Origin of the sequence: Flavobacterium sp. IMCC34518 (assembly GCF_027111095.2) — a bacterium.
GTDB classification, from domain to species: Bacteria; Bacteroidota; Bacteroidia; order Flavobacteriales; family Flavobacteriaceae; genus Flavobacterium; species Flavobacterium praedii.
Genome location: NZ_CP114284.2, coordinates 785,423 through 810,000 on the forward strand (window position 1 = coordinate 785,423; position 24,578 = coordinate 810,000).

A 24,578-nucleotide genomic window follows, 5' to 3' on the forward strand; every position below is an offset into this window, starting at 1 on the left:
TGTGCTTCTTTTTTAAAAGATATATAAATTTACAACCTTGATTTTAACAAAACAATAAAATATGTACCATTCAAAAATAACGGGATTGGGATATTATGTCCCAAATAATGTAGTGACTAATGATGATTTGTCTAAAATCATTGACACCAATGACGAATGGATTCAGGAGAGAACTGGTATTCAAGAAAGAAGACATATTATCCGAGGAGAAGATACCACCACCACAATGGGAGTAAAAGCTGCCAGAATTGCAATGGAACGTTCTGGAATTGCTGCAGAGGATATTGATTTTGTAGTTTTTGCAACATTAAGTCCAGATTACTATTTTCCAGGACCAGGAGTTTTAGTACAACGTGATTTGGGTTTGAGAACCGTTGGAGCCTTGGATGTTCGAAATCAATGTTCGGGTTTTGTCTATGCGCTATCTGTAGCCGATCAATATATCAAGACCGGAATGTATAAAAATATTCTTGTTATTGGTTCCGAAGTTCAATCAACAGGATTGGATATGACAACTCGAGGACGTGGGGTTTCGGTAATTTTTGGAGATGGGGCTGGAGCTGCAATTATCAGTAGAGAAGAAGATTTGACCAAAGGAATTTTGTCAACTCATTTGCATTCCGAAGGAGTTCATGCCGAAGAATTGGTAGTGACGGCTCCAGGAATGGGTGGTCGCTGGGTAACCGATATTTTGGCAGATAACAATCCAGATGACGAAAGTTATTATCCTTATATGAACGGACAATTCGTATTCAAGAATGCGGTGGTTCGTTTTGCCGAAGTAATCAATGAAGGTTTGGAAGCTAATAATTTGCAGGTTTCGGATATTGATATGCTGATTCCGCATCAAGCCAATTTGAGAATTTCACAGTTTATACAAAAGAAATTTGGATTAAGTGATGATCAAGTTTTTAATAATATCCAGAAATACGGAAACACCACGGCCGCTTCTATCCCTATTGCCTTGACCGAAGCTTGGGAGCAAGGAAAAATAAAATCAGGCGACACAGTTGTTTTGGCTGCTTTTGGAAGTGGATTTACTTGGGCAAGTGCTATTATAAAATGGTAAAATTTATAAACATAAAAATAATTATCACCAGAGAATAGTTCATTATACAAGAAACCCCAGAGTTGGCATACTCTGGGGTTTCTTTTTGGGCAACCTATTATTAAAACTAATCTTTATACCATTACAGTTTACAAAATAGCCCAATCTACTCGTTCTTTTTCTCCAATACTTTCTCAAAAAATAATTCCGTAGCAAAGGCTATGCAATGATTTTTTTCGTTGTCTTGAAAAACAACAACTTCGCATCTTTAGACTATTTTATAAGCGTTAACGGTCTTAAAATCCACCACTTCCTTGGGTTTCATTTTTATCTCTTTCTTTTCTTTGAATGGCTTTGTTTTTCCCTGTTCCAAAACGGTAATTGAATCCTACAAAGGCGGTTTGACTCTCCCAATGAAATTCTCCAGTTTGTGCTTTTGGTTTAGTAGCATCAAATGCAAAATGCATACTATCAAATATATCGCTTACACGAGCGGTAATGGTTCCACTGCCTTTAAGTATAGTAAGACTTGAGCCTGCATCAATTTTCCACATTGGTTTTCTTAAAAATTGCAAACCTAAATCTTCACCTCTGTACATTCCTGTCAATTGAAAACGCAAATTTTTGGAAGCTTTGAATGTATTGCTAATGCGAGAATTGAAGGTAGTTACATCAACTTCAACATAATCAGTCCCAATATAGCCTTTTGTTTTTTTGTTGTACATATCAAAACTAATATTGGCAGAATACCATTTTGTAAAATCTAAATTCCCTGACAATTCAAGTCCAAATGCATTGTTGTCATTAAGGTTTGCATACGATAAAATTAATCGTTCTGAATCATTAGGGTTTTCAAAAAGTGTTCTTGTTATTTCATCATTAATTTGACGATAAAATACTCCAGAAGTGATTGAACCAATCTTTGTTTTTCGAGTATAGTTTAATTCAACCGAATTGGTAAATTGAGGAAATAAATTTGGATTTCCTTGAGAATCGATTTGTGGTGTACTCCATTCACGAATTGGGTTTACTTGATCGATACTTGGTCTGTCCACACGTTTTGAAACACTAAGGTTGTATGAATCATTGTCATTTGGAGTGTAATTTAAAAAACCAGATGGATATACCGTGAATAGTTTGTCATTAAAAGTTCCATCAGCTTCATTTATTTTTTTGAATAACGCATCGGCAGTGTACTTTTCAAAACGAGCGCCAACTTGTGCATTCCATTTTTTCCACTGTTTCGAGATTGTTGTGTAGGCAGAATAAATATTTCTTTCGTAATTGAAATTGGAATTATAAGCGCCATTCTCCAGAAAATTATTTTTTGTGTTTTCGATTCGAGTTTCCAATCCTGCTTCTAGTTTAATTGTTTCCGTTAAAGGAATGGTGTAATCTAAATTGAGTAAAACATTTTCCCCTTTGTTGGAGATGTCATTTGTTCTAGGATCGCTAAAAACACTATTCTCTCTATTATCGTTATTATTGTAGTTGCTTTCAAATTCTAAAGTATGCCCTTCTTTTTTGAATTTTTTCTTGTAATCAAAATTATAAGTCTGAGTGTAATTGTCATTTTTACTATCGAATAACTGAGTAATACGTTTAGATAGGTCAATTTCTCCTGGCTTTTGCGCATTTGGAAAATCAACAATTACTTTTGAACTGCCGTTTTCATCTCCAATGTTTTGAGTGGTATAAATAGAAATAGTATTACTGTCATTTAAATAAAAGTCTAATCCTATTTTGGCTAAATGCGAAAGGTTTTCATTTTTGAAATTAAAGTCTTGTGAATTTTCTTCATTTGGTTCAGTAGTGTCAATATGTCCATTGTTATGGTATTGACCAGTAGTCAATCCATAATTAGCATACATGTTGATTTTTCCACTACGATAATTCATATCAAAAGAAGAATTAGTTTTTGGTGTTTTACCAAAGGTTACACCGCTATTTATACTTCCGTTAAAACCGATTTTAGCATTTTTATTTAATACGATATTGATAATTCCGCTCATTCCCTCAGGATTGTATTTGGCCGATGGGTTGGTAATTAATTCAACTTGCTTGATGGAAGTTGACGGTATTTGTTGCAACAATTGGGCTGCGTCTAAAGTAGATGGTTTGCCGTCTACAAAAACTCTTACATTCGAGTTTCCTCTAAGGCTCACTGCATTGGTTTGAGGATCGACACTAACCGAAGGAATATTATTCAAAATTTCAGAAGCAGTTGCTCCTGCGCTCAGTAAATCTTTACCTACATTGATGACTTTTCGATCCGTTTTTTGTTCGATTAAGGAATGTTCTTTGATAATATCAACCGATTTGAGTTCAGTAGCCTCCTCTTCCAAAAGGATCTCTATTGTTGATGTTTTTTTTGCAGGACTCAATTCAAAAGAAGTAGTGAATTTTTTGTACCCAATAAACTCTACTTCTAAAGTGTATTTTTTTAATTCTAAATTTTTAATTAAAAAGGTTCCTTTATCGTCAGCAACAATTCCAGTAATTATTTTGCCTGCTTCTTTTATCACAATTGACGCATAGAGAACAGGAGTTTTTGTGGTTTTGTTTGTTACTTTTCCGGATATTGTTCCAGGGTTTTCAGCTTGAGCTATTCCTATAAAACTCAATAGGAATACTACTAATAGTTTAGTCTTCATAATTTGATTTTTGATTGATGATTTTGACTGATGATTTCCCATAAGACTGTTTTGTCTTCTATTTGTAACACATTTTTAAAAAAAAATTTGCAAATATTTGGTGGTTTTAATTGAGTGCTTTGATTTTTAGGAGATTCGATGTTTGTTTTTTTCTAACTAAAAAAGGGATTTCATTATCAAATTGAACTGTTCTTCGAGCGATTAAGTATAAATGGAAACGGTTTGCATTCAATTGAGTCTTGTATTTTTATACGATAATCTGTTTTTAAAAACATTACACTACAGAATGCTTTTTCACTTTCCATATTTGGCGAATAAGCCTTATATTTGCACACTTAAAAAAATCAAGTATCCATGTCATTATCCAATATTCTTACCCCATCTATAGAGAAAGCCATTCAAACTTTGTTTGATGTAACCATTGAAAAAGTTGAGTTTCAAGCCACCCGAAAAGAGTTTGAAGGAGATATTACGATGGTTATTTTCCCATTACTTAAATTGGTAAAAAGTAATCCAGTTGAATTAGGAAATAAAATAGGAAATTATTTGGTTGAAAATCTTCCAGAAGTTGCCCGTTTTAATGTGGTTTCTGGATTTTTAAATATTGTGATTGCAGATCAATATTATTTGAATTTCTTCAACGAAATCAAAAATGTAGAGAAGTTCGGATTTGTAACACCTTCGGTAAATGATAAAGCGGTAATGGTCGAATATTCTTCGCCAAACACCAACAAACCATTGCACTTAGGGCACGTTCGTAATAATTTACTAGGATATTCTGTTGCCGAAATTATCAAAGCTTCCGGTAAAAAAGTATACAAAACTCAAATCATCAACGATAGAGGAATTCATATTTGCAAATCCATGTTGGCTTGGCAAAAGTTCGGAAACGGAGAAACTCCAGAATCTACTGGTTTAAAAGGTGATAAACTGGTTGGTAATTATTATGTTGCTTTTGATAAAGCGTACAAAGCTGAAATCAATGAGTTGATGAATGCTGGAAAAACAGAAGATGAAGCCAAAAAACAAGCGCCAATTATTCTCGAAGCTCAGCAAATGCTTTTGGATTGGGAAAACGGAAAACCTGAAGTAATTTCGCTTTGGAAAACGATGAACCAATGGGTTTATGATGGTTTTGCCATAAGTTATAAAAATCTAGGCGTAAACTTTGATAGCTTTTATTATGAAAGTAATACGTATTTATTAGGAAAAGATGTAGTTCAAATAGGTCTTGAAAAAGGAATTTTCGAAAAAGATCCTGATGGCTCGGTTTGGATTGATTTGACCGATGAAGGATTGGATCGTAAAATTGTATTGCGTTCTGATGGAACAGCGGTATATATGACACAGGATATTGGAACTGCAATTCAGCGTGTAAAAGATATGCCAGACGTTGGCGGAATGGTGTATACGGTAGGAAATGAACAAGATTATCACTTCAAAGTATTGTTTCTTATCTTGAAAAAATTAGGTTTTGAATGGGCTTCCAATCTTTTTCATTTATCGTACGGAATGGTAGATTTACCTTCTGGAAAAATGAAAAGCCGTGAAGGAACCGTTGTTGATGCCGATGATTTGATGCAAGAAATGACCGATACGGCTCAAAAAATTGCTGAAGATTTAGGAAAATTAGAATCTTACTCGACTCAAGAGAAATCAAAATTATACAATACAATAGGTTTGGGTGCTCTTAAATATTATATTTTGAAAGTAGATCCAAAAAAACGAATTCTGTTTAATCCAGAAGAATCTGTTGATTTTGCTGGGAATACAGGGCCTTTTATTCAATATACTTATGCTAGAATTCAATCGATTTTACGAAAAGCAGATTTTGATCTTAATGTAATATCAAGCATTTTAGAATTGCATGAGAAAGAAAAAGAATTGGTAAAACAACTTGAATTGTTTCCAGAAGTGATTCAGAATGCCGCTCACAATCATAGTCCAGCTTTGATTGCCAATTATACCTATGAATTGGTACGTGAGTATAATTCTTTTTACCAAGCGGTTTCGATACTTGGAGAAACAGACTTGAACAAGAAGATATTCAGAGTGCAATTGTCTAAAAAAGTGGCAGATGTTATTGCTGATTCCTTTAGTTTACTAGGAATAAATGTTCCAGAGAGAATGTAATTTTATAAATAAATTTTAAGGAGAGGCTGTCTATGTTTTTAGACAGCCTCTTTTTTATTTGTTAGGGACGGGGAATTTTGGTTTGATTGAGAATCATTGCAATTTTAATTCATTGCTAATTCATTGTTTGTTTTAACAATTTCGTCTGTTAAACTAATTTGTATATTTTGAGTTTGATTATCTTTTTTAAGTTTCAAATGGTATGTTTTTTTTAATATTGCTCCTTTTTGTTGAGAATATTCAAACTTACTTTTTGTAATTGTCCATTCAGGATACCACATAAAGACAAAACGCATTATTTCTCTTGGTAATTCTGCATTTGTATATTTTTCGTTAACCCTTACTAATACTCCGTGTTGATTGTAAGTTGCCACCATGAAGCCTTTTTCATTTTCTAAAGTCACTAAATACTCGTCGAAATTTCTGCACTCTTCATTATCTACATTGTACGAAATGAATTTGTTTTGAATGTTTCTGATAACTGCATCAGGATTGTTGTCTGGAATGTATTTTGAAACATTTTTAGTGTGTGAAACTAATACTTCTGGTAATACTTCCATTTTTAAAGTTTCTGCTTTTCTATCAGCTGTTTTTTGGTCTTGTGAATACGTCGCAGAAAAGAAGATTAAGCAAAGGGCAAAGGTGATAATTGTTCTCATGATCTTGTATTTTTTTATATTGTTTTTTAAAGATTTTTATGTTTTTATTTTATAGTATAAAAGTACATTTATTTTTGAAACAGCAAAAATATTTTTTTATTAATTTTTCAAAAAAACAAACATTTTTTACAAATACAATAATTTTATGTGTTTATTTTAATTTTAAATTAAATTATTCTTTATTTTTTAACATTAAGACATTATTAAAAAAGCTTCTTTTGGCAAACTGTAAAACAAACGAAAACGTTTGATAGAAATTAATGCTAAAAGTGTAAAATCCAACTTAATTATCAATCAGAAGACATGAAAAACTAGTCTTAAATTGTATAAAAGATGACATATCAAAATATATCTTTTTATATGCTGCTTTTGCAGTAATTTTGAATTCCTTAAATTCAGCTTTTCATCACAAATCAAATTTTATCAGATACTGCCTAAAACAAAAAAACCGTCCCGTTTTTTATTGAACGAGACGGTTTTTTTTTATGTGCTAATTCTAAAAGAAAGATTAGATCAATTTGAAATTATCATATAATTAATTTCAAATGGTTTTAGGATTTTATATTCATTAATACAATCTACCAAATACCGTAATTCCTCCACTTCCTTTCTGTTCAATAAAATAATAAAGTTGGTTTGTAAAGTCGGGATTGGAATCTTCTTTTCATAAATAGAATGTTGATATTCAGTTTCCCAATAATCAATATCTATGTGATCCAAATAGTTAGAAAAACTTGTCATTTCGATGCTGCTCAGATCAAAGGTCAAATTATTGAACAATAATTGATACATGTCTCGATGTTGACAATACAACAAAATTCCATTAGAGGTTCGATTTAATATTTTTAGATTGCACATAATTGTAAAGTTTTAATTATTTGACAATAAAAGAATCAATTATAGTATCAACTTCGACTTGGGTTGCGGATGGCTTTAAATCAAATAAAATAGAGAAAAGTGATTTTTTGTTTACTTTATTAAGCAACGATAAATCTTTGTTATTAGCATAGACTTTTCCCCACTTGCTTCTAACTTTTATCCAAACTTCATGGTTTTTTTTCCACCAGTTTTGAGCCAATAGACATTTGCTGTCGTCAACTTTGGTATAAATATCCATCCCTTTTTCCTGTGCCAGTAAGACGTCTTTTTCGTCAGTATCTCTAACTATTTTGTCATTGTCTTGTTCATGAATCCAGCCAGACGATGTGATTTCCTGAATGTTTCTTCTTTTTAACACATTATAATCGTTTCTTTTAGTATGCTCTCTTCTCGGTAATGGTGCATCAGTTGTGTTCATCCAATAATCTTTTCCGTCTACATGAACCCAGCTTGCAGTTCCTTCATATCTTGGACTGTCATCTACCTGATATACTTTTTGTGTCCATTGCCCTTTTACGCTTTTGGTTGGTAATTTGTTGAATTTCCAGGTTTGGTCTTTAAAAAAAGAATACAAATCAGTGTTTTCATATAGCCAATCTTGTCTCCAGTGTTTTACAATATCATTTTCTCCAGTTCCAACAATCAATAAATGTTGTAAAACAATTTTGTTAGGTAGATTTTCTACTAATTCAACCCATTCTAATCCACTATCATGTTTGGTTTCTGATGGTTTGTAATTGATGCTGTCTTTTGAATATTTAAAAGTTTCAGTGAAGTTAAATTTCACTTCATAACAACCACACATTGCTTTTATAGAGTTAATGTCTTGTTGTTGTTTTAAATCTTGACTTTTGCCTGTTAGACTTGTTAATAGTACAATTGAAAAAATAATTGCTTTGATTCTCATAGGGTTAGTTTTTAATTAATATTATTATTTGTCAAAAATACTATTTTTATTTAGAATGAATAAAAATAAAATATATATTTGTCAAAAATTATCAAGAATGTTTCTAAATAAACTACAATTTATAGGTTTAATTTTGTTACCAACATTTGTTTTTGCTCAAGAAGATAAAAATGTAACTAGTTTAAAAATGGAGCAATTAAGCGAAGTAGTTGTAACAGCTACCCGAACCGAAAGACTGCTTTCGACTTTGCCATTACCGACTTATGTAATAACAGCAGCTAATATTGAAAGAGCAGGAGTGACTAAATTAAACGAGATTTTGTCACAACAAACAGGACTTATCACGACTGCCGATTTTGGTGGAGTTGAAGGGATTCAAATGCAAGGATTGGACGCAGCTTATACTTTGATTCTGATGGATGGTGTTCCGCTAGTAGGCAGGAGTGCTGGAACTTTAGACTTATCAAGAGTAAGTGTCGGTAATATAGAGCGAATTGAAATTGTGAAAGGAGCTTCATCTTCACTGTATGGATCGGAGGCTCTTGCCGGAGTAATAAATATCATTACCAAAAAGCCTAAAGAAGATTTGCTTTCAGGCAGTTTTTCATATCGGTATGCGACCTTTAATACTATCGATGCTAATGCTAGCTTAAATTGGAAAAAGAAAAAATTTTCGGGGACAGTTTTTACAGATTATTTTAAGTCTGATGGCTATGATTTGGACGAAACTACTGTGTTGAAAACAGTAGAACCTTATCAGAATATAACTATTCAGCCGAGATTCTATTTTGATTTTTCGGATGGTTTAAAATTAACCATGGGGACAAGGTATTACCATCAGAAACAAGATTATAAAACTGTAATTGAAAATGAAAACTATAATGGAGATGCAAGTATAAATGAATGGGATATTCAAACAAAATTGCAGCAAAGATGGAATTCAAATATAAATATGGACTACGAATTGTACACCACCAATTATATAAATGAATCCTTTTTGAATAATCCAGACAATGTACTTTTTGAAGAAAGCTTTTATAATCAATGGCTATTTCGACCAGAAATTAGAGCCACTTTCTTGATAGGCAAAAATAAATTAACCACAGGAATCGGTATGAATTATGAAACTTTAGATAGGACTTATTTTGAAGGAAAAGTAGTTTTCAATTCGCAATATGCTTTTATACAATATGATTATAATCCAACAAATAAATGGAATATTTTGGCTGGCTTGAGATATGACGACAACAAACAATATGAGTCGCAATTAAGCCCAAAATTAGCTGTAAATTTTAAAATAAACACTAATTTATCACTTAAGTCATCTATTGGATATGGTTTTAAAGCACCCGATTTTCGTCAATTGTATTTTGATTTTACCAATTCTTCTGTAGGCTATACCGTTTTGGGATACAATGTCGCAGAATCACAATTGAATGTTTTAGAGAGTCAAGGACAATTGTTGTATAGAATTTCAGAGATTAGTTTTGAAAATTCGTTGAAACCAGAAAGTTCTATAAATGTCAATTTTGGAAGTTTTTATCAAAAAGATAAATTAAAAATAGAAGCTAATTTATTTTACAATTCTATTTCAAATTTAATTGATACTCGTGTTGTAGCACAAAAAACAAATGGCCAAAACGTATTTAGCTACTTTAATATTAACCAAATTTTTACTTATGGATTAGAATTCAATTCAACTTATAATTTTTCGAAGCAATTTAATTTTTCTGTAGGATATCAATACCTAGTTGCAAAAGATAAATCTGTTGTAAAAGCTATCGAAAATGGAACTGTCTATGCCAGAGATCCTGTTACATTAGAGTCTTTCAAAATAAAAACTACTGATTATTTTGGGCTATTTAACCGTTCCACGAATACGGCAAATGTCAAGTTTTATTATATCATTCCCAAAATAAAAACCGATCTCAATTTACAAATTTTTTATAAAAGTAAATATGGTTTATGGGATACTAACAGCAATCAAATCTTAGATAAATATGATGATTTTGTAGATGGTTATACTACAGCAAATCTTTCATTTTTAAAACAAATTAAAAAATTATCCCTCCAATTAGGTGTTAACAATCTTTTTGATTTTACAAATCCACAAGAAATCAGCACCGTTTCTGGAAGGCAGATTTTTGGAAAATTACAATTCAATTATTAATTATTTTAAACACTTTTATTATGAAAAACAGATTTACAACAAAATTTTTAAAACTATCTCTTTTGGCAGTAGTACTATTTACAGCATCTTGCAGTAGCGATGAAGATACTCCAGTAGCGATAGTATTAGAAACAAAAACGGTTTCCAATTTAACAGCTCCGCAAACTGGTGGGCAAGGGCAAACAGTAGGTGGTCCCTTTACTAAATTTAGTTTTTCAGAAAATGCTGTAGTTACAAATGATAATTGGGATATTGCTTTTAGAGGAACGACAATAATTGTAAATGGCGGAACTTTAATTGGTATTGCAGATGAGCCAGCTAGAACAGGAACGGGCGCAGTAAGTATTGTTTCGGGCACATTAAATGCCATAACTACAATTCCTGCGGTGGCAACATTTGCTCAAGATGCTGCTTTAACTTATGCTATTCCTACTGGAAGCGGAAATGGTTGGTACTCATACAATCAAACAACCAATATTATTTCGCCAATTGCTGGAAAAATATTCATAGTAAAAACACATGATGGGAAATATGCAAAATTTGAAATTTTAAGCTATTACAAAGATGCTCCAGCAACACCAGACGCAACATCAGTAGGAAGATATTTTACTTTTAAATTTGTTTATCAGGGGAATAGTTCCGCTAGTTTTTAACTAAAAAAATAAAGAAATTGCAAACTATTGTAAAAACTGATTCATAACTGAGCTACATAGAGTAGAAATTTGTGTTTGTCCAACTTTATAAGGTGCCTTTTTGAAATAAGAAGATGCGTCTAACTAATTATTAGTTAGTTTTTATAGTTTTTGTTAAAAGAGGCTGGCCATTTTTTTGGGAGGGCACTGAAAAAGCCCCTATAATACAGAAAATGAAATTTCATAGAAAAGAGCGAAACCATTACAGTTTCGCTCTTTTTTGATTATTATAAAGACTTGTAGTCTAACAAAATAAAACCCGACTAAAAAAAGGGGAATAAATAAAATTAAAGCCTTATTTCATCACTTTTTTAGCTGTTTTTTGGTAATGGGGACTTTTTCAGTGCCCTCTTTTTTTGGCAGTCTCTTTTTTAAGTTTAAGGTATTTTATTTTTTAATATTCAAAAAAGTCCAAACAAACACAATATTACTAACGTTCCTTCAAAAATAATGAAAGTAAAGTAATTGATTAAAACAGAAGAAAAACAAGTAATACTAGTTCCAATGATATTTAGCGTGAAATAGAATTTACCTTTTTTTGGTTTAAATGAAAAAACATTCAAGAAGTAGGCAACCAAAATAATTCCAACTCCAAAAGATTCAATAATGTCATTGTAGCTCATAGTAGTTATAATGGATATATTCATTCAATTAAAATGCCTTTTTTATATTTGACTTAGCGAATGTAGCCATTTTTTCAATTATTGTTGTTTGAAAAAAGACTCCAATTGTTACTTTGGAGTCTTTTTTTAATTATTGATCTACTAATGAGAAATTAAAATTAATAGTGATATTTTTTGCAATTTTATCTTTTACAAGATTTGGAATTTCAATTTTATAATCTTGAGGTTTTACATCAAAACTAGAAGTTGCGTTGATTTTTCCGGATACCAAACTTAAGTTTATTTTTGTTTTAATTTTTGTGCTAACACCGTGAATAGTCAGATCACCTTCTAAATCATAAACACTTTTAGTCGTGGTTAATTTTTTGGAATCAAAATTTAAAATTTTTCCTTTAAAAGTGGCTTTTGGATAAATAGAGGATTCCATATAATTTTCATTAAAATGTTCTTCCATCAAAGGGGATTTAAATTGAAATCCTTTGATCAAAACCAGCGCCACAAAATCACTCGTTCCTTTGTCCAGTATACAAGAAGCAGTATTGTTTTTTGCTGCAATTTCTTCAAAGCTTGGCATTGAGGCTTCAAATGTGACCAAGCCTGTTCGGGTAATCATTTTTTGAGAGAAAATAGTATTTCCAAGCATTAAAATTAGTAGTATGAGGGCTGTTCTTTTCATATGTAGATAATATTTTTTTAATGGAATATAGTATCGCCAGATCTTCATTGGTGTTTATCTCATCGATTACTATTTTTGTTTTGGTATTCGATGATTTTCAATTGTTATAACTGTTGCGATAGCGATTTCATCTTTTTTATTGTAAATACCCTTGGGTTTTCCATTGAAGAATTAAATCAATATTTGCTTGTGACATTTTTCCGCTTGGTGGCATCGTAACACAGTTTTGGGCTTGAATCGTACATAATAATCTACCTGTTTTTGTAGCGTTACTTACTTGAGTATACGTTCCTAAAGCAGGTGATTGTCCACCAGAACTGTGACATGAAGTACAGTTTGTAGCAATAATAGGTTGTACATCTTTGGTGTAAGTTACGTTTGCTGGCGTTGGTGTCGGTGTTGGTGTCGGCGTTGGCGTTGGCGTTGGCGTCGGCGTCGGCGTTGGCGTCGGCGTCGGCGTTGGCGTCGGCGTCGGCGTTGGCGTCGGATCAGGAGTTGATACTGGTTGCTCGATTTCGTCGTAAGTGTTCGGCTCACAAGATAGTACCAGTACACTACCAATGGCTAATAAAAACAGTGCTACTTTTTTCATAATTATTTTATTTATAGGTTATTATTTATTTTTTAGTATTCCAATTAATTAAAAAACGCGATACATATTAAATCCAAAGTAAATTCCTTTTCCTTTCCAGGCTCCACTTGCATTAGAAAAAAAGGAAACATCGTTCATTGCTTGACTGTTTGAAAAAACCAATTGAAAAACATGACCGCCAGTTTCGATATCTAAACCTGCACTTATTGGATTGTGGTATTTTGTATCCAAAAAGCCATCCATAGCACTTATACGAGATCCATATTCTACGTTTGCACTTAATCTTTTTGTTAATTTGTATCTTGCACCGTAGCTCAATAGGATTAAGTCTGCATATTCATTCTTATTGTCATACAGATTTTTATGAATGTAAATTGGCGCTATTTCAAACGATAAGGATTCGGTAAATTTTCTGGAAATTAATAATTGTGAAGAGAAAGCCAATCGATTATTAAACTGCAATTGAGGATAATTAGCTTTGTCAAGTTCACTATTAACATCAACTGTATTATACCCTACAATTGTAACCGGAAACCCTCCAATCATTTGATTCGCAAGTTTGTATTTTAAGCCTACTTCATATATTTTTTTATCAGTGTGTCTTGAGGCACCTATAGAAAGCCAATTGGCAATTCCATAGATTCCCCCTATTTTAGTATTGGCTTCATCCAATCCAAAAAAGTTTTGAAGTCCCTCTGTTAAATCACCAAAGCGATGCGAAACTAGGAAGTAAAACTCTCCTTTTACGGGTAATTTTGTCGATTGCATATTGCATATTTGTAATGCTTTGAATGCAGCTGTCGCTAATTCTTTCTGATCTGATTTTACATCTAATTGACCGAGTAAATCATCTTGAGCATTTACGTTTTGAAAAAATAGAAATAGTAGAACGGGAAGCAAAAAGGTTTTAAGATTCATTTAGTTTAGTTGTTAATGATAAAACATTGATCTAATTTTAATTCTAGCATTAAGTCATCATAACCTATTACTCTTCCTTTTATAGTCACATTTTGATTTTTTGTAATACTAATATCAGGGTTTTTTAAATTGCAAATAATTGAATTGTCAATGATGACTTCACGACCTGTAATTGCCGTTATGGTTCCCGAAATGGCAATTGGTTTCTCAAGGTATTTTGTATTGGAAGTTTCTATATTAGATACAAATTCTTCAATTATACTTTTTGAGCTAACAGAATAGGCAGTATCTTCGGAAGCTAAATCTCTTGCACCGCCATGCATTACATAATTATAACTTGTAAATCCCAATAGAACAAGTGCAAGTAATGAGAGGAGTATTATTTTTTTACTGTTTTTCATTTTGCTCTTTTTTATTAAATTAATTTTTTTGAAAATAAATAGAACACATCGGTTCATTTGATTTGTACTCAACGTAACGTTACTATTTTGATTACACAGATAAAACCATTTCAGAGAGATTTACCCTACCCTAAGTTGTGTGTTTTTTTAAAATAATTTTGAATTGAGATAAAAATGAAGTCAAATGAGGGTGCAGAAAAAAGCTTAATAATTTGCTTTACAAATGTTTAAAGTTGTTTAAAAAGGATAAAAATATTTTTGATATTGCAAAGTGTTTTCTTGTTTTAAAGTAAAGAAACATTAAAATGAAACTCTAAAACTGACATTAAAAGTGCGATCTAAGGAATAATTTTTTACGTCTTCGATGGTATTTGTAGTCGAATTTATTCGGTAAAATTCGTTGATTTCATTTTTTCGATTGGTCACATTTATAACAGAAAAACCTAAATTATATATTGTTTCATTAAATGTTTCCCATTTGTAGGTAGCCGAAAAGTTAATCTGAAAAAAGTCATTCAAATTTTTATTGTTAGGAAAGTTATAGTTAATCTTTGGATTTGATGTATTGCTATTGTCTATTACATTCGTCAAGGGAGTTGTTTCTGGTTTTCCGGAATGCCACTTTGAACCTAACGCTATTTTTAATTTTTTAATTTCATAAGTTCCAGCCCATGATACAAAATGGCTAAGTTCAAAATTATTAGGAAATTCATTTTGGTTTATATCCAAAAAGTGATAGTTATTTTCATTGTAAGTGTAGCTTAACCAAGTTGTAAAATGATTAATCTTCTTTTGAATAAGCATTTCCCCCCCCCATACAATGTAGTCTCCATTGATTTTTACAAGTTCCAACTGGTTTTGAAAACCTTGGCTTGAACTGTTAATCCCATTTACTGTTTTATAAAAATTGTCTAAACTCAACAACCAATTATTCTTTGCAAAAGACAGTCCTATTGAGGCTTGTTTGCTTTTTTGAATCGGAATGCTGTTGTTATTAGATAAGATCCAACGTCTTTTTTCTATTCCAAAATAATCTTGTTGAAGATCAATTACTTGAAAGGTATTTTGACTTTTGAATTCACCAAGAACTTCTAAATTTAAATTTGGAGCCATCTCATAATTGAACTGTAATCGGGGCTCAATTAGTGTTTTTTTAAATTCTTCTATATAATTAGCTCGAATTCCTGTGTTTAATGTTATTTTCTTTATTGGGTCATTGTATTTTCCTTCGGCAATTACAGCATGCGTTCGAAGTACTTGTTTCCTTTTTCTATAATAGAGAGGATTGTTTACTGCATCTAAATTTGTTGCTCCCATCTCCTCAAATTGGTATCCCTCATTGATACTAAATTTTGAACTAATTTGATGGTTATTTTCTATTTTTAAACCATCATCTAGCATCAAATTTTCTTGTTTAACCGTTTGAGAACTTTGTATTTTACTAGTTTCAGCATCAAGTTCGTAGGAGGAGATGAATGCGTTAATTTTAGTACTATTTTTAGGACTCCAGTTTCTGGTCCAAGAAAGATTTGCTCCGTGGTTTTTTTGAATTAATAGGTTATTCTCCGATTGATAAACATTGTCAGTGGTTGACTTTTGAAATACATTAAGTTGATCATTTATTGTGATAAGATCAATATTGAGTTGGTCTTTTTCTCCAATATTTTGTAAATATTTTAATGAAATATCATAAAATTTAAATTTTTCCTCGCTATTGAAATCTACATTTTGTTTTGTTGTATAATTAGTGATCGTTGTGTTCTGAAATGCTTTGTTGTAATAGGAATCATAAGTTGGAGTATGCGCCAAATCTGTGATCGAACGTCTCGAAGCCATTTCTATAAAACCTTTTTTATTTAGATTAAATTTAAAATAAACATCTGCGTTTATCATGTTTATTCCCGCACTAAAACTAGGTTTTTTTAGTTGCTGTTGGTCCGAAGAGATATCAACTACACTTGAAACGCTTTCTCCGTAAAAAGGGGAACTTCCGTTTTTTGAAATAGAAATTGTATGTGGTAAATAAGGATTGAAGGCCGAAATTAATCCAAAAAAATGCCCAGTTTGGTACATTTTAATTCCATTCCATAAAAATAAATTTTGATCGTTTGTTCCGCCTCTTACATTTATACTAGCAAGACTTTCATCGGTGCTATAAACTCCTGGGATTTGCAGCATGGTTTGCAATACATCGGGCTCAATTAAGCCAGGTAAAATTCCAAGTTTTTTGGGTTTTATTTCGAATTTTCCATCGTTTGTTTTTGAAATACCTGAGGCCAAATAATGATTTGCAATTACACTTTCTAAATTTAAAATTTCGACCTCAAGATTTATTTTAAAGCAATCCTTATTGGATTTTTTTGCATTCGTTTGTTCTTGAAGAGCAATTTTTTGTGTGGTATATCCAATGTAACTTATAGTAATAAAAGTTGAAGTTTCTCCATTTATTTCAAAGTATCCATTGTTATTGGTTACGGCATGGGTTCCTATTGAGGATTGTATGTTTACACCCGCAATTGGTGAATTATCAGATTTATTATAAATGGTCCCACATATAATAGCTGTTTCTTTTTTGCTTGAAATGGTATAGAAAAGTTTGTCTAATTTATCAAATTGGAGATTCGTTTTTTTTTGAAGATAATTGATCTTCATATCCAAAGACAATGACTTTTTTGGAGGCACTATTCTAATTCCAGTAATATCATTCTCTAGATAATTGATAGACACATGATGTTGTTTCTCAATTGACTCGAGGATTGTCTTTAATGCAATAGCTTTGTTTTTGTCTTGGGCATGTATAGCCGTGACAAAAAAAAAGCAGAAAAATAAAATGTGAAAATGTTTTCTAGAAAGCATTTATTTTCATTCAAGTATTATCTTGTTTGCTGTAATCCTATTTGGTTCCAAATGATAAGTCGTTGCTATGATTTTAATAGCAACATCGAGATTATCTGTTGGCAATTTACCCGTAAACAATTCATTCGGTAGTTTGTCTTTTACGATTATTGTAATATTATATTGCCTTTGAACTTCTTCTAAGATATTGCGCAAATTTTCATGCTCAAAGGAAACCTGATTTTCAAGCCATTCTGGTTTTGTCGTATTTAGAGTGCTATTGATCTGTTTTCCGTTTTCGAAAGTCACCCTTTTTCCAGGGGTTATAATGGTTTCTAAGTTTTTGTAGTTTATTTTTACTCTTCCTTCATAGCAAGTTATATCAAAACGATTATTTCTTGCTTTTACATTAAATTGCGTACCTAGAACGGTTACTTTTCCTAAGTGGGTCACCACTTCAAATTTTTTGCCTTTCGCTACTTTAAAGTAGGCTTCTCCTTGAAGTTCCAGTTTTCTGTTATGACTCCAATTCCATTTTCTAAATTCAATTTCGGAACCTGCATTCAAAACTACTTCCGAGTCATCTGGCAAGGAGAATGTGGTTCTTTTTCCATTTAGAGCTAGTTGCGATTGTGTTCTAAAATTTTGCACCACGATTGTTATACTTAAGGCAATCAATACTATAGAAGCAACTTTAAACATCCAGTTTTTATACAATGGTATAACTTTTGGTTCTGTTTTTTTATGGCTAATAATATTTTTTAAAACAGCATCTTCGTCAAAATCAGCTACTTTTAATTCAGCCGAATATTTTTTAATTTTTTCATAATTTTCAAAATCTGGATCAGTTTTAAAATCAGCCAATTCAGAAGCTGTTAAATCGTTATTTAACCATTTTGATAAAAGGTAGTTTTTTTTCATGGTATTTGTGATTATAATTATAAAACAAGTAAAGTTTGATTCACCCTACTTTAAATCTATTGTTTTTTTTAAGGCTACTAAAGCCAAATGAATTCTTTTTTCTACAGCTTTAACACTTATATTTAATTCTTGAGCAATTTCAGTATACTTTTTCCCATCTATGCGATGCATTAAGAACGCAACTCGCTGTGTTTCATTCAATTCTTCAATAGCTTTTAATAATTTAGATTTAAATTGTTTTTCCTCTAGAATATATTCAGGATTTTCGTTTGTTTTATCAAGTCCTGTATTTTGTTTTTCATAGGCTAAGACTACTTTTTGATGTTTAATTTCATTAAGAGAACTATTATTCGCTATCGTATAAAGGTATGATTTTGCTTTTTCAATAGGCACTGAAGCACAATTTTGCCATAGTTTAATGAAGGCTTCTTGAGTCAAATCTTCAGCTTGTTCCATATTTCCAAACTTGTAGAAAAGAAAATTCCGAAGTGATTTTGCTTGATTTTTAAAAAAAGATGAAAAAATAATTTCATCACAAGTATTTGAATTGTAATCTTTTAGCATTTGTGTCTTTCGATTTTTTACTTTTTTAATACGTTTATTTTAAATTTTGGTAGGGTAAAAGTAAACTAAATTGTTTTATGATTAGTTGCGCGTTAGAAAATAGCTATTAACAAAAATACTACCAATTCATTAACGTGCAATTTAGGTTTATATGATAAAAAGCAGCTTAATTTTTACTTAGGATACAGAAAAATTGTATTTAGCTTTTTATAGTAGAATTAAATTTGTTATTATAAATATGATTTTTCACTTCAAATGGGTTTTAATGTAAAGTCATTATAATTGATAAAATCGTATAATTTTAAATTTTATTACATTTGATCAAAAAGAAAATATGAAACATTTTGAAAATTATTTGCGATTTTTGATTATTGTATGTTTTTCCCTTTTTTACTCTTGTCAAAGTGAAATAAATGAACAACAATACAGTACACAGGAAACAATTACAAAATCTTCACCACTGACTTCGTATCTGCAAAGAGCAGCTATGGTTAAAACAGTAGAAGATAATGTAATTGATCAATCTAGTTATTGTACCATAAAATTCCCATACAATATTACTGTAAATGACGTAATTATAGCAATAAATTCTGCCGCAGATTATCAAAAAGTGTTCGATAATATAAACGCAAATTCAAATGATAATGATGTGGTAAAAATAGGTTTTCCTGCAACAATGATTTATTATAACTATACAGAAAAAATTATCGAAAATCAATCTGAATTTGATTCTCTTCTGGCTTATTGGAATGCTGAACCAGACCTTTTATCAAAGATCAATTGCTTAAATATTAATTATCCAATTACTATCAATATTTATAACAATTTGAACCAAATAGCAAGTTCTGTACCTGTAACAAATGATAAATTATTTTTTGAATTCATAAATAATTTAAATGATAGTCAATTTATAGCCTTAAGTTATCCTATTTCTATTGTTGGTTCTAATAATTCAACAACAATAATTGAAAATAATTCTCAGTTTGAAAATGCTATAAAATTCGCGATTGATAATTGTCCCAATAATAGTAATACATCACTTGATTTTGTACAAACAATAACCAGTAATCCTTGGAAGGTTTCATATTTCTTTCAGGATAGTGATAAAACGTTAAATTATAATGCCTTTACCTTTACTTTCAATACTAATTATACAGTTGTTGCTATAAAATCTGGAATCTCCTATAACGGGACTTGGTCTTCTAAAATAAACAATGGAGTTCGAGAATTTGAAATGAAATTTGAATCAACTCTTTTGAAAGAATTAGATGAAGGCTGGAAAGTGTTTGAATTTAATAATTCCCAATTGCGTTTTAGACAAAGTGATGACAATACAGATAATGATTACTTGTATTTCGAAAAAAAATAATTATAAATAAATACTAACTCTCAAAATTAATATACTATGAAAAAAATTGTATTTTTAGCTCTAGCAGTTGTTACCGCAATTTCTTGCTCAAACGATTCGTCAAATTCAACAAGTGGTAATGTTAGCTTAAAAGCTACAGCACTTTCTACAACAGGAAAAACTTCATTAACAGGACGTGCGGCAGCATCAACCGTTGTCATTACCGATTTTCAGATCAATATCGGAAAAATTAAATTAGAGACAGATGCCGAAGATGCTATGCATGACAAAGACCCTTTACACGAAGATGTAAAACTAGTTGGTCCTTTTTTATTAGATTTATTAGACCCAAACAAACCTTTGAGTCAATTTATTACTTCTGTAGATGTTCCCAATGCGAAATACGAAGAAATAAAATTTATGTTTACCAAAAGTCTTGTTGCGGGAGACATGAATGGTAAAACATTTGTAATCAAAGGAACAATAAATGATAAGCCACTCTTGATATGGAGCGACCAAGATGCAGAACTTGAAATGGATTTTATGGATCCAACCAAAGATTTTTCGGTTAATGGAAGCGGTGTTGCTCTTAATATAAAAATACAATTGGATGCTTTGATGGCAAAACTAGTAACATTAGCCAATCAAGGTTTATTATTGGATACTGATGGAGATGGAATTATTGAAATTAGTACTGGTATTGAAGACAGTCATTCTACTATTGGACATGAAATAAAAGATTTACTCGAAAATGAAACACATTTAGATGATAAAGATTAATTAAAAACAATATTTTATCCTATAAACCAGTCATTTTGACTGGTTTTTTATTGCATAAAAACTAAATTTTAGAAGTTTGTAACTTTGAGACTTTGCAACTTTACCTTATATTTGCACCTCAATAAAAGATAAAACAATTATGTTCGATAATTTAAGCGATAAACTAGACAAAGCCTTTCATATATTAAAAGGACACGGAAAAATCACCGAAGTAAACGTAGCCGAAACTTTGAAAGAAGTTCGTCGTGCTTTACTTGATGCCGATGTCAATTTTAAGATTGCAAAAGATTTTACCACTAAAGTAAAAGAAAAAGCAATAGGCCAAGATGTATTGACAACTCTTCAGCCAGGACAATTATTAGTGAAACTAGTCAAAGATGAGCTTACCGAATTGATGGGTGGAGATGTGGCAGGTATTAATCTTTCTGGTAATCCATCCATTATATTAATGTCGGGCTTACAAGGATCTGGAAAAACTACTTTTTCTGGTAAATTAGCCAATTATCTTCAAACAAAAAAGAACAAAAAACCACTTTTGGTGGCCTGTGACATTTATCGTCCTGCAGCAATTCAGCAATTGTATGTGGTAGGAGATTCAATTGGGGTAGAAGTTTATTCTGAACCTGAAAATAAAAATCCAGTTGAAATTGCACAAAATGCAATTAAACACGCCAAAGCTAATGGATTCAACGTAGTAATTGTCGATACAGCAGGTCGTTTGGCTGTGGATAAAGAAATGATGGATGAAATTGCCAAAGTGCATAAAGCTATTCAGCCACAAGAAACCTTATTTGTTGTCGACGCCATGACTGGCCAAGATGCCGTAAATACGGCTAAAGCATTCAATGATATTTTAAATTTTGATGGGGTTATTTTAACCAAATTAGATGGTGATACTCGTGGTGGAGCTGCAATTTCTATTAAATCAGTAGTCAACAAACCGATTAAGTTTGTGGGTACAGGTGAAAAAATGGATGCAATTGATGTTTTCTATCCAAATCGTATGGCTGAGCGTATCCTTGGTATGGGGGATGTTGTGTCTTTGGTGGAAAGAGCCCAAGAACAATATGATGAAGATGAAGCCAGAAAAATCCAAAAGAAAATTGCTAAAAATGAGTTTGGTTTCGATGATTTCTTGTCACAAATTCAGCAAGTCAAAAAAATGGGTAACATGAAAGACTTGGTAGGAATGATACCAGGAGCCTCCAAAGCAATGAAGGATATCGAAATCGAAGACGATGCTTTCAAACATATAGAAGCTATTATTCATTCAATGACTCCAATTGAAAGATCAAAACCAGCAGTAATAGATGTCAAAAGAAAAGCTAGAATTGCAAAAGGTTCAGGGACAAAAATCGAACAAGTGAATCAATTAATGAAACAGTTTGAGCAAATGAGCAAAATGATGAAGATGATGCAGGGTCCTGGTGGTAAAAACCTAATGAAAATGATGGGAAATATGAAAGGTGGAATGCCTGGAATGAGATAAAATATATGTTTAAAATAATAAATTGGAGTTTCTGATTTTTTGAAACTTTAAACCTGAAACCTTTTTAAGATGCAACTATTAGACGGAAAAAAAACATCAGAAGATATTAAAAACGAAATCGCTGCCGAAGTTCAAAGAATGAAAGCAGACGGTCAAAAAGTACCTCATTTGGCCGCTGTTATAGTTGGTAGTAATGGAGCCAGTCTAACTTATGTAGGAAGCAAAGTTCGCTCATGCCAGCAAATAGGTTTTGAATCTACATTAGTAGCTTTACCGGAAGAAATTACCGAAACAGAACTATTAGCGAAGATAAAAGATTTAAATGAAGACAATGACCTCGATGGTTATATTGTTCAATTGCCTTTGCCAAAACACATTGACGAGCAAAAAATTTTGATGGCTATTGATCCAGACAAAGATGTAGATGGTTTTCATCCTGCCAATTTTGGTAAAATGGCTTTGGATATGGAAACATTTTTGCCAGCAACTCCTTATGGAATCATGGAATTATTGAAACGTTACAACGTAGAAACTGCTGGAAAACATACCGTAGTTATTGGACGCAGCCATATTGTGGGTCGCCCTATGAGTATTTTAATGAGTCGAAAAGGATATCCGGGAGATTCTACAGTAACACTTACACATAGTAGAACCAAAAATATCGAAGAATATACTAAAAATGCTGATATAATTATTACTGCTCTTGGAGTTCCAAATTACTTAAAAGCAAATATGGTAAAAGATGGGGTAGTTGTAATAGATGTTGGTATTACACGTGTTGAAGATAATTCAAACTCAAAAGGGTACAAAATTACAGGTGATGTAGATTTTGAAGAAGTAAGTAAGAAAGCTTCTTTTATTACTCCAGTTCCTGGAGGAGTGGGCCCAATGACCATTGCGATGTTATTAAAAAACACACTTTTAGCTCGTCAAATGAGAAGTAATAAATAATAAAATTATATATTCTAAAACTGATTAAACTGTAATGTAAATACGTTATAAATTCCAAACGGTAGTAAACAAAAGTTTACTACCGTTTTTTTTATAAGTAATTATTTCAAGTTCCTTGTTATAAAAACAAAGCGAGGGCTAGTAAATTTGTTTTGCGAACCCATAAACAGAACCGATACTTCGTAAAGACAAAATTATTTCATTTTTATTAATATAAAATATTTTACAGGGAATTGAACATTAAGAAGATATTATAAGACATCAGAAATGAAATTTAAAAAAAATCAGATTCAGTTTTATTCATATCAAATACAAAATCTAAAATTCAAAAAACAACCTTTTTATTGGTTTTAAAGGAAATATACTAAAACAAAAAACAGCTCCATATAAGAGCTGTTTTTCATAAATTCGAAGTAAGTATATTTCTTAACGCATGACTTTATTAATTCAAAGTTACTACATTTTGATTTTTCATTTTTAGATTACCTTTATACACTTCTGCAATAGCTTTTCTAGATAATGAAGGCACATCTTTTGAGATCACAATTTCGTGTGTTACTTTTTTTAAGTTTGTTTCCACTTCCAAAAAATAAACACCATCAGGAAATTCCTCAAGACTATAGGTTTTCATAATACCAGCTTTACCGGTAGCAACCTCAGAATAAATTTCGTTATGCAATTTATCATATATAGTTACATTTGCTTGCTGAATCTCATTTACCGAAAAACTAATTTCTTTTCCTGTTCCTTTTTTTACATTTAGTAAAAAATCACCATCAATTGCGTAAGTATTCATGGTAGTCATTGCTACTAATACTACTAGACTTAATTTTAAAATCGTTTTCATAATACTGTTGTTTTAAATTAGTAATTATTTCCACTGCTAAAGTAGCAGGATAATTCAGTTCAAAACACAACTCCATTTTCCAATACAGTTGTTATATTAACCTTACGAAAACGATATCTAACCACTTAAGATAATTGAGTATTATTCTAAGGTAATTTAGAACACACTATATTTTTTTATTTTTTAAAAATAAGAAAAAAAAGTATCACAAAATCTTAACGTTTCGCACTCCTTTTTCTGCGTAAATATGCAAAATCTAAGTGAAAACAAAATTAGTAATTTCACGATTTTATAGAATATCAGGATCAAGAACAAAACCTGGGGAGAAATAATTAAAAAGTCTGATATTTGCAAAAAACTAGTAGAGAATTGGAATCGTATATAGAACTATTGAAATTAATATTACCTGAGTTTTTGATTGAGAATTTTAATCTAACCTCATTCAAGAATTCAGAAGAAAATCTGCATTTGTATTTTGAAGAAAAAGCGAC

The 24,578-nt window shown here is 31.3% G+C and carries 22 protein-coding genes (1 of these 22 cut by a window edge); 9 read left to right on the forward strand and 13 right to left on the reverse strand.

The features are described 5' to 3' along the window. The first annotated feature begins 61 nt into the window (after positions 1-61). On the forward strand, positions 62-1,069 hold the full coding sequence (locus tag OZP06_RS03430; RefSeq protein WP_269223691.1) for a beta-ketoacyl-ACP synthase III: 1,008 nt from the start codon (positions 62-64) through the stop codon (positions 1,067-1,069). A 275-nt stretch (positions 1,070-1,344) separates the two neighbouring features. Here OZP06_RS03430 and OZP06_RS03435 read toward each other — a convergent pair whose 3' ends face one another. Next, the gene (locus OZP06_RS03435) at positions 1,345-3,702 is read right to left on the reverse strand and encodes a TonB-dependent receptor (protein WP_269223692.1); all 2,358 of its coding nucleotides are present in this window, start codon (positions 3,700-3,702) and stop codon (positions 1,345-1,347) included. A gap of 354 nt (positions 3,703-4,056) precedes the next feature. On the opposite strand from OZP06_RS03435, the gene argS reads away from it, so the two are divergent. Next, positions 4,057-5,835 carry an arginine--tRNA ligase gene (gene argS, locus OZP06_RS03440; RefSeq protein WP_269223693.1) on the forward strand — a complete coding sequence of 593 codons (1,779 nt, stop codon included), beginning with the start codon at positions 4,057-4,059 and terminating at the stop codon, positions 5,833-5,835. 104 nt (positions 5,836-5,939) lie between these two features. Here argS and OZP06_RS03445 read toward each other — a convergent pair whose 3' ends face one another. From OZP06_RS03445 to OZP06_RS03455, 3 genes are all read right to left on the reverse strand, one after another. Continuing rightward, complete coding sequence (locus OZP06_RS03445; RefSeq protein WP_269223694.1) at positions 5,940-6,494, reverse strand: hypothetical protein; 555 nt, start codon at positions 6,492-6,494, stop codon at positions 5,940-5,942. Between the two features lie 513 nt (positions 6,495-7,007). Continuing rightward, positions 7,008-7,352 carry a DUF6686 family protein gene (locus OZP06_RS03450; protein ID WP_269223695.1) on the reverse strand — a complete coding sequence of 115 codons (345 nt, stop codon included), beginning with the start codon at positions 7,350-7,352 and terminating at the stop codon, positions 7,008-7,010. 16 nt (positions 7,353-7,368) lie between these two features. Continuing rightward, positions 7,369-8,280 carry a DUF6607 family protein gene (locus OZP06_RS03455; RefSeq protein ID WP_281324231.1) on the reverse strand — a complete coding sequence of 304 codons (912 nt, stop codon included), beginning with the start codon at positions 8,278-8,280 and terminating at the stop codon, positions 7,369-7,371. Positions 8,281-8,377: 97 nt separating this feature from the next. Between OZP06_RS03455 and OZP06_RS03460 the strand changes: the two genes are divergently transcribed. Together OZP06_RS03460 and OZP06_RS03465 are read left to right on the forward strand one after the other, a co-directional pair. Then, on the forward strand, positions 8,378-10,450 hold the full coding sequence (locus tag OZP06_RS03460) for a TonB-dependent receptor (protein WP_269223696.1): 2,073 nt from the start codon (positions 8,378-8,380) through the stop codon (positions 10,448-10,450). A gap of 20 nt (positions 10,451-10,470) precedes the next feature. After that, a complete protein-coding gene (locus OZP06_RS03465) occupies positions 10,471-11,103 on the forward strand; it encodes an HmuY family protein (RefSeq protein WP_269223697.1) in 633 nt (210 codons plus the stop codon). A gap of 440 nt (positions 11,104-11,543) precedes the next feature. Here the strand turns inward: OZP06_RS03465 and OZP06_RS03470 are convergent, their stop codons facing one another. The 8 genes from OZP06_RS03470 to OZP06_RS03505 all read right to left on the reverse strand — a co-directional run bounded on the left by OZP06_RS03470 (position 11,544) and on the right by OZP06_RS03505 (position 18,672). Next, entirely contained in the window at positions 11,544-11,789 is a 246-nt protein-coding gene (locus tag OZP06_RS03470) for a hypothetical protein (protein ID WP_269223698.1), read from the reverse strand. 106 nt (positions 11,790-11,895) lie between these two features. Next, the gene (locus OZP06_RS03475) at positions 11,896-12,441 is read right to left on the reverse strand and encodes a YceI family protein (protein ID WP_269223699.1); all 546 of its coding nucleotides are present in this window, start codon (positions 12,439-12,441) and stop codon (positions 11,896-11,898) included. A gap of 136 nt (positions 12,442-12,577) precedes the next feature. Beyond that, positions 12,578-13,033: a hypothetical protein gene (locus OZP06_RS03480; protein ID WP_269223700.1), complete on the reverse strand. Its 456-nt coding sequence runs from the start codon at positions 13,031-13,033 to the stop codon at positions 12,578-12,580. Between the two features lie 48 nt (positions 13,034-13,081). After that, on the reverse strand, positions 13,082-13,951 hold the full coding sequence (locus OZP06_RS03485; RefSeq protein ID WP_281238930.1) for a DUF5777 family beta-barrel protein: 870 nt from the start codon (positions 13,949-13,951) through the stop codon (positions 13,082-13,084). 5 nt (positions 13,952-13,956) lie between these two features. Next, the gene (locus OZP06_RS03490) at positions 13,957-14,352 is read right to left on the reverse strand and encodes a hypothetical protein (RefSeq protein ID WP_269223702.1); all 396 of its coding nucleotides are present in this window, start codon (positions 14,350-14,352) and stop codon (positions 13,957-13,959) included. A 300-nt stretch (positions 14,353-14,652) separates the two neighbouring features. After that, the gene (locus tag OZP06_RS03495; protein ID WP_281324232.1) at positions 14,653-17,208 is read right to left on the reverse strand and encodes a carboxypeptidase-like regulatory domain-containing protein; all 2,556 of its coding nucleotides are present in this window, start codon (positions 17,206-17,208) and stop codon (positions 14,653-14,655) included. 6 nt (positions 17,209-17,214) lie between these two features. Beyond that, a complete protein-coding gene (locus tag OZP06_RS03500; RefSeq protein ID WP_269223704.1) occupies positions 17,215-18,108 on the reverse strand; it encodes a FecR domain-containing protein in 894 nt (297 codons plus the stop codon). A gap of 45 nt (positions 18,109-18,153) precedes the next feature. After that, the gene (locus OZP06_RS03505) at positions 18,154-18,672 is read right to left on the reverse strand and encodes a sigma-70 family RNA polymerase sigma factor (protein ID WP_269223705.1); all 519 of its coding nucleotides are present in this window, start codon (positions 18,670-18,672) and stop codon (positions 18,154-18,156) included. Between the two features lie 334 nt (positions 18,673-19,006). Here OZP06_RS03505 and OZP06_RS03510 point away from each other — a divergent pair, with 334 nt between their 5' ends. From OZP06_RS03510 to OZP06_RS03525, 4 genes are all read left to right on the forward strand, one after another. After that, positions 19,007-20,041 (forward strand): hypothetical protein, encoded by a 1,035-nt coding sequence (locus OZP06_RS03510; protein WP_281324233.1) that lies wholly within the window; start codon positions 19,007-19,009, stop codon positions 20,039-20,041. 36 nt (positions 20,042-20,077) lie between these two features. Next, positions 20,078-20,800 (forward strand): hypothetical protein, encoded by a 723-nt coding sequence (locus OZP06_RS03515; RefSeq protein WP_269223707.1) that lies wholly within the window; start codon positions 20,078-20,080, stop codon positions 20,798-20,800. Positions 20,801-20,939: 139 nt separating this feature from the next. After that, a complete protein-coding gene (gene ffh, locus OZP06_RS03520; protein ID WP_269223708.1) occupies positions 20,940-22,289 on the forward strand; it encodes a signal recognition particle protein in 1,350 nt (449 codons plus the stop codon). Positions 22,290-22,358: 69 nt separating this feature from the next. Then, complete coding sequence (locus OZP06_RS03525; protein ID WP_281238923.1) at positions 22,359-23,240, forward strand: tetrahydrofolate dehydrogenase/cyclohydrolase catalytic domain-containing protein; 882 nt, start codon at positions 22,359-22,361, stop codon at positions 23,238-23,240. Between the two features lie 442 nt (positions 23,241-23,682). Here the strand turns inward: OZP06_RS03525 and OZP06_RS03530 are convergent, their stop codons facing one another. Further along, positions 23,683-24,087 carry a secretion protein gene (locus tag OZP06_RS03530; RefSeq protein WP_269223018.1) on the reverse strand — a complete coding sequence of 135 codons (405 nt, stop codon included), beginning with the start codon at positions 24,085-24,087 and terminating at the stop codon, positions 23,683-23,685. A gap of 369 nt (positions 24,088-24,456) precedes the next feature. On the opposite strand from OZP06_RS03530, the gene OZP06_RS03535 reads away from it, so the two are divergent. Further along, on the forward strand, positions 24,457-24,578 hold the beginning of the coding sequence (locus tag OZP06_RS03535) for a transposase (protein ID WP_269224540.1). It continues 229 nt past the right edge of the window; 122 of the gene's 351 nt are visible here — the first part of the coding sequence; the start codon lies at positions 24,457-24,459; the stop codon falls past the right edge of the window.

Coding starts and splice junctions, on each gene's coding strand:
- OZP06_RS03465 (WP_269223697.1), top strand. CDS start 10,471: ATGAAAAACAGATTTACAACAAAATTTTTAAAACTATCTCTTTTGGCA.
- OZP06_RS03430 (WP_269223691.1), top strand. CDS start 62: ATGTACCATTCAAAAATAACGGGATTGGGATATTATGTCCCAAATAAT.
- OZP06_RS03480 (WP_269223700.1), bottom strand. CDS start 13,033: ATGAAAAAAGTAGCACTGTTTTTATTAGCCATTGGTAGTGTACTGGTA.
- OZP06_RS03495 (WP_281324232.1), bottom strand. CDS start 17,208: ATGCTTTCTAGAAAACATTTTCACATTTTATTTTTCTGCTTTTTTTTT.
- argS (WP_269223693.1), top strand. CDS start 4,057: ATGTCATTATCCAATATTCTTACCCCATCTATAGAGAAAGCCATTCAA.
- OZP06_RS03485 (WP_281238930.1), bottom strand. CDS start 13,951: ATGAATCTTAAAACCTTTTTGCTTCCCGTTCTACTATTTCTATTTTTT.
- ffh (WP_269223708.1), top strand. CDS start 20,940: ATGTTCGATAATTTAAGCGATAAACTAGACAAAGCCTTTCATATATTA.
- OZP06_RS03455 (WP_281324231.1), bottom strand. CDS start 8,280: ATGAGAATCAAAGCAATTATTTTTTCAATTGTACTATTAACAAGTCTA.
- OZP06_RS03450 (WP_269223695.1), bottom strand. CDS start 7,352: ATGTGCAATCTAAAAATATTAAATCGAACCTCTAATGGAATTTTGTTG.
- OZP06_RS03505 (WP_269223705.1), bottom strand. CDS start 18,672: ATGCTAAAAGATTACAATTCAAATACTTGTGATGAAATTATTTTTTCA.
- OZP06_RS03525 (WP_281238923.1), top strand. CDS start 22,359: ATGCAACTATTAGACGGAAAAAAAACATCAGAAGATATTAAAAACGAA.
- OZP06_RS03500 (WP_269223704.1), bottom strand. CDS start 18,108: ATGAAAAAAAACTACCTTTTATCAAAATGGTTAAATAACGATTTAACA.
- OZP06_RS03470 (WP_269223698.1), bottom strand. CDS start 11,789: ATGAATATATCCATTATAACTACTATGAGCTACAATGACATTATTGAA.
- OZP06_RS03515 (WP_269223707.1), top strand. CDS start 20,078: ATGAAAAAAATTGTATTTTTAGCTCTAGCAGTTGTTACCGCAATTTCT.
- OZP06_RS03460 (WP_269223696.1), top strand. CDS start 8,378: ATGTTTCTAAATAAACTACAATTTATAGGTTTAATTTTGTTACCAACA.
- OZP06_RS03510 (WP_281324233.1), top strand. CDS start 19,007: ATGAAACATTTTGAAAATTATTTGCGATTTTTGATTATTGTATGTTTT.
- OZP06_RS03530 (WP_269223018.1), bottom strand. CDS start 24,087: ATGAAAACGATTTTAAAATTAAGTCTAGTAGTATTAGTAGCAATGACT.
- OZP06_RS03490 (WP_269223702.1), bottom strand. CDS start 14,352: ATGAAAAACAGTAAAAAAATAATACTCCTCTCATTACTTGCACTTGTT.
- OZP06_RS03445 (WP_269223694.1), bottom strand. CDS start 6,494: ATGAGAACAATTATCACCTTTGCCCTTTGCTTAATCTTCTTTTCTGCG.
- OZP06_RS03435 (WP_269223692.1), bottom strand. CDS start 3,702: ATGAAGACTAAACTATTAGTAGTATTCCTATTGAGTTTTATAGGAATA.
- OZP06_RS03475 (WP_269223699.1), bottom strand. CDS start 12,441: ATGAAAAGAACAGCCCTCATACTACTAATTTTAATGCTTGGAAATACT.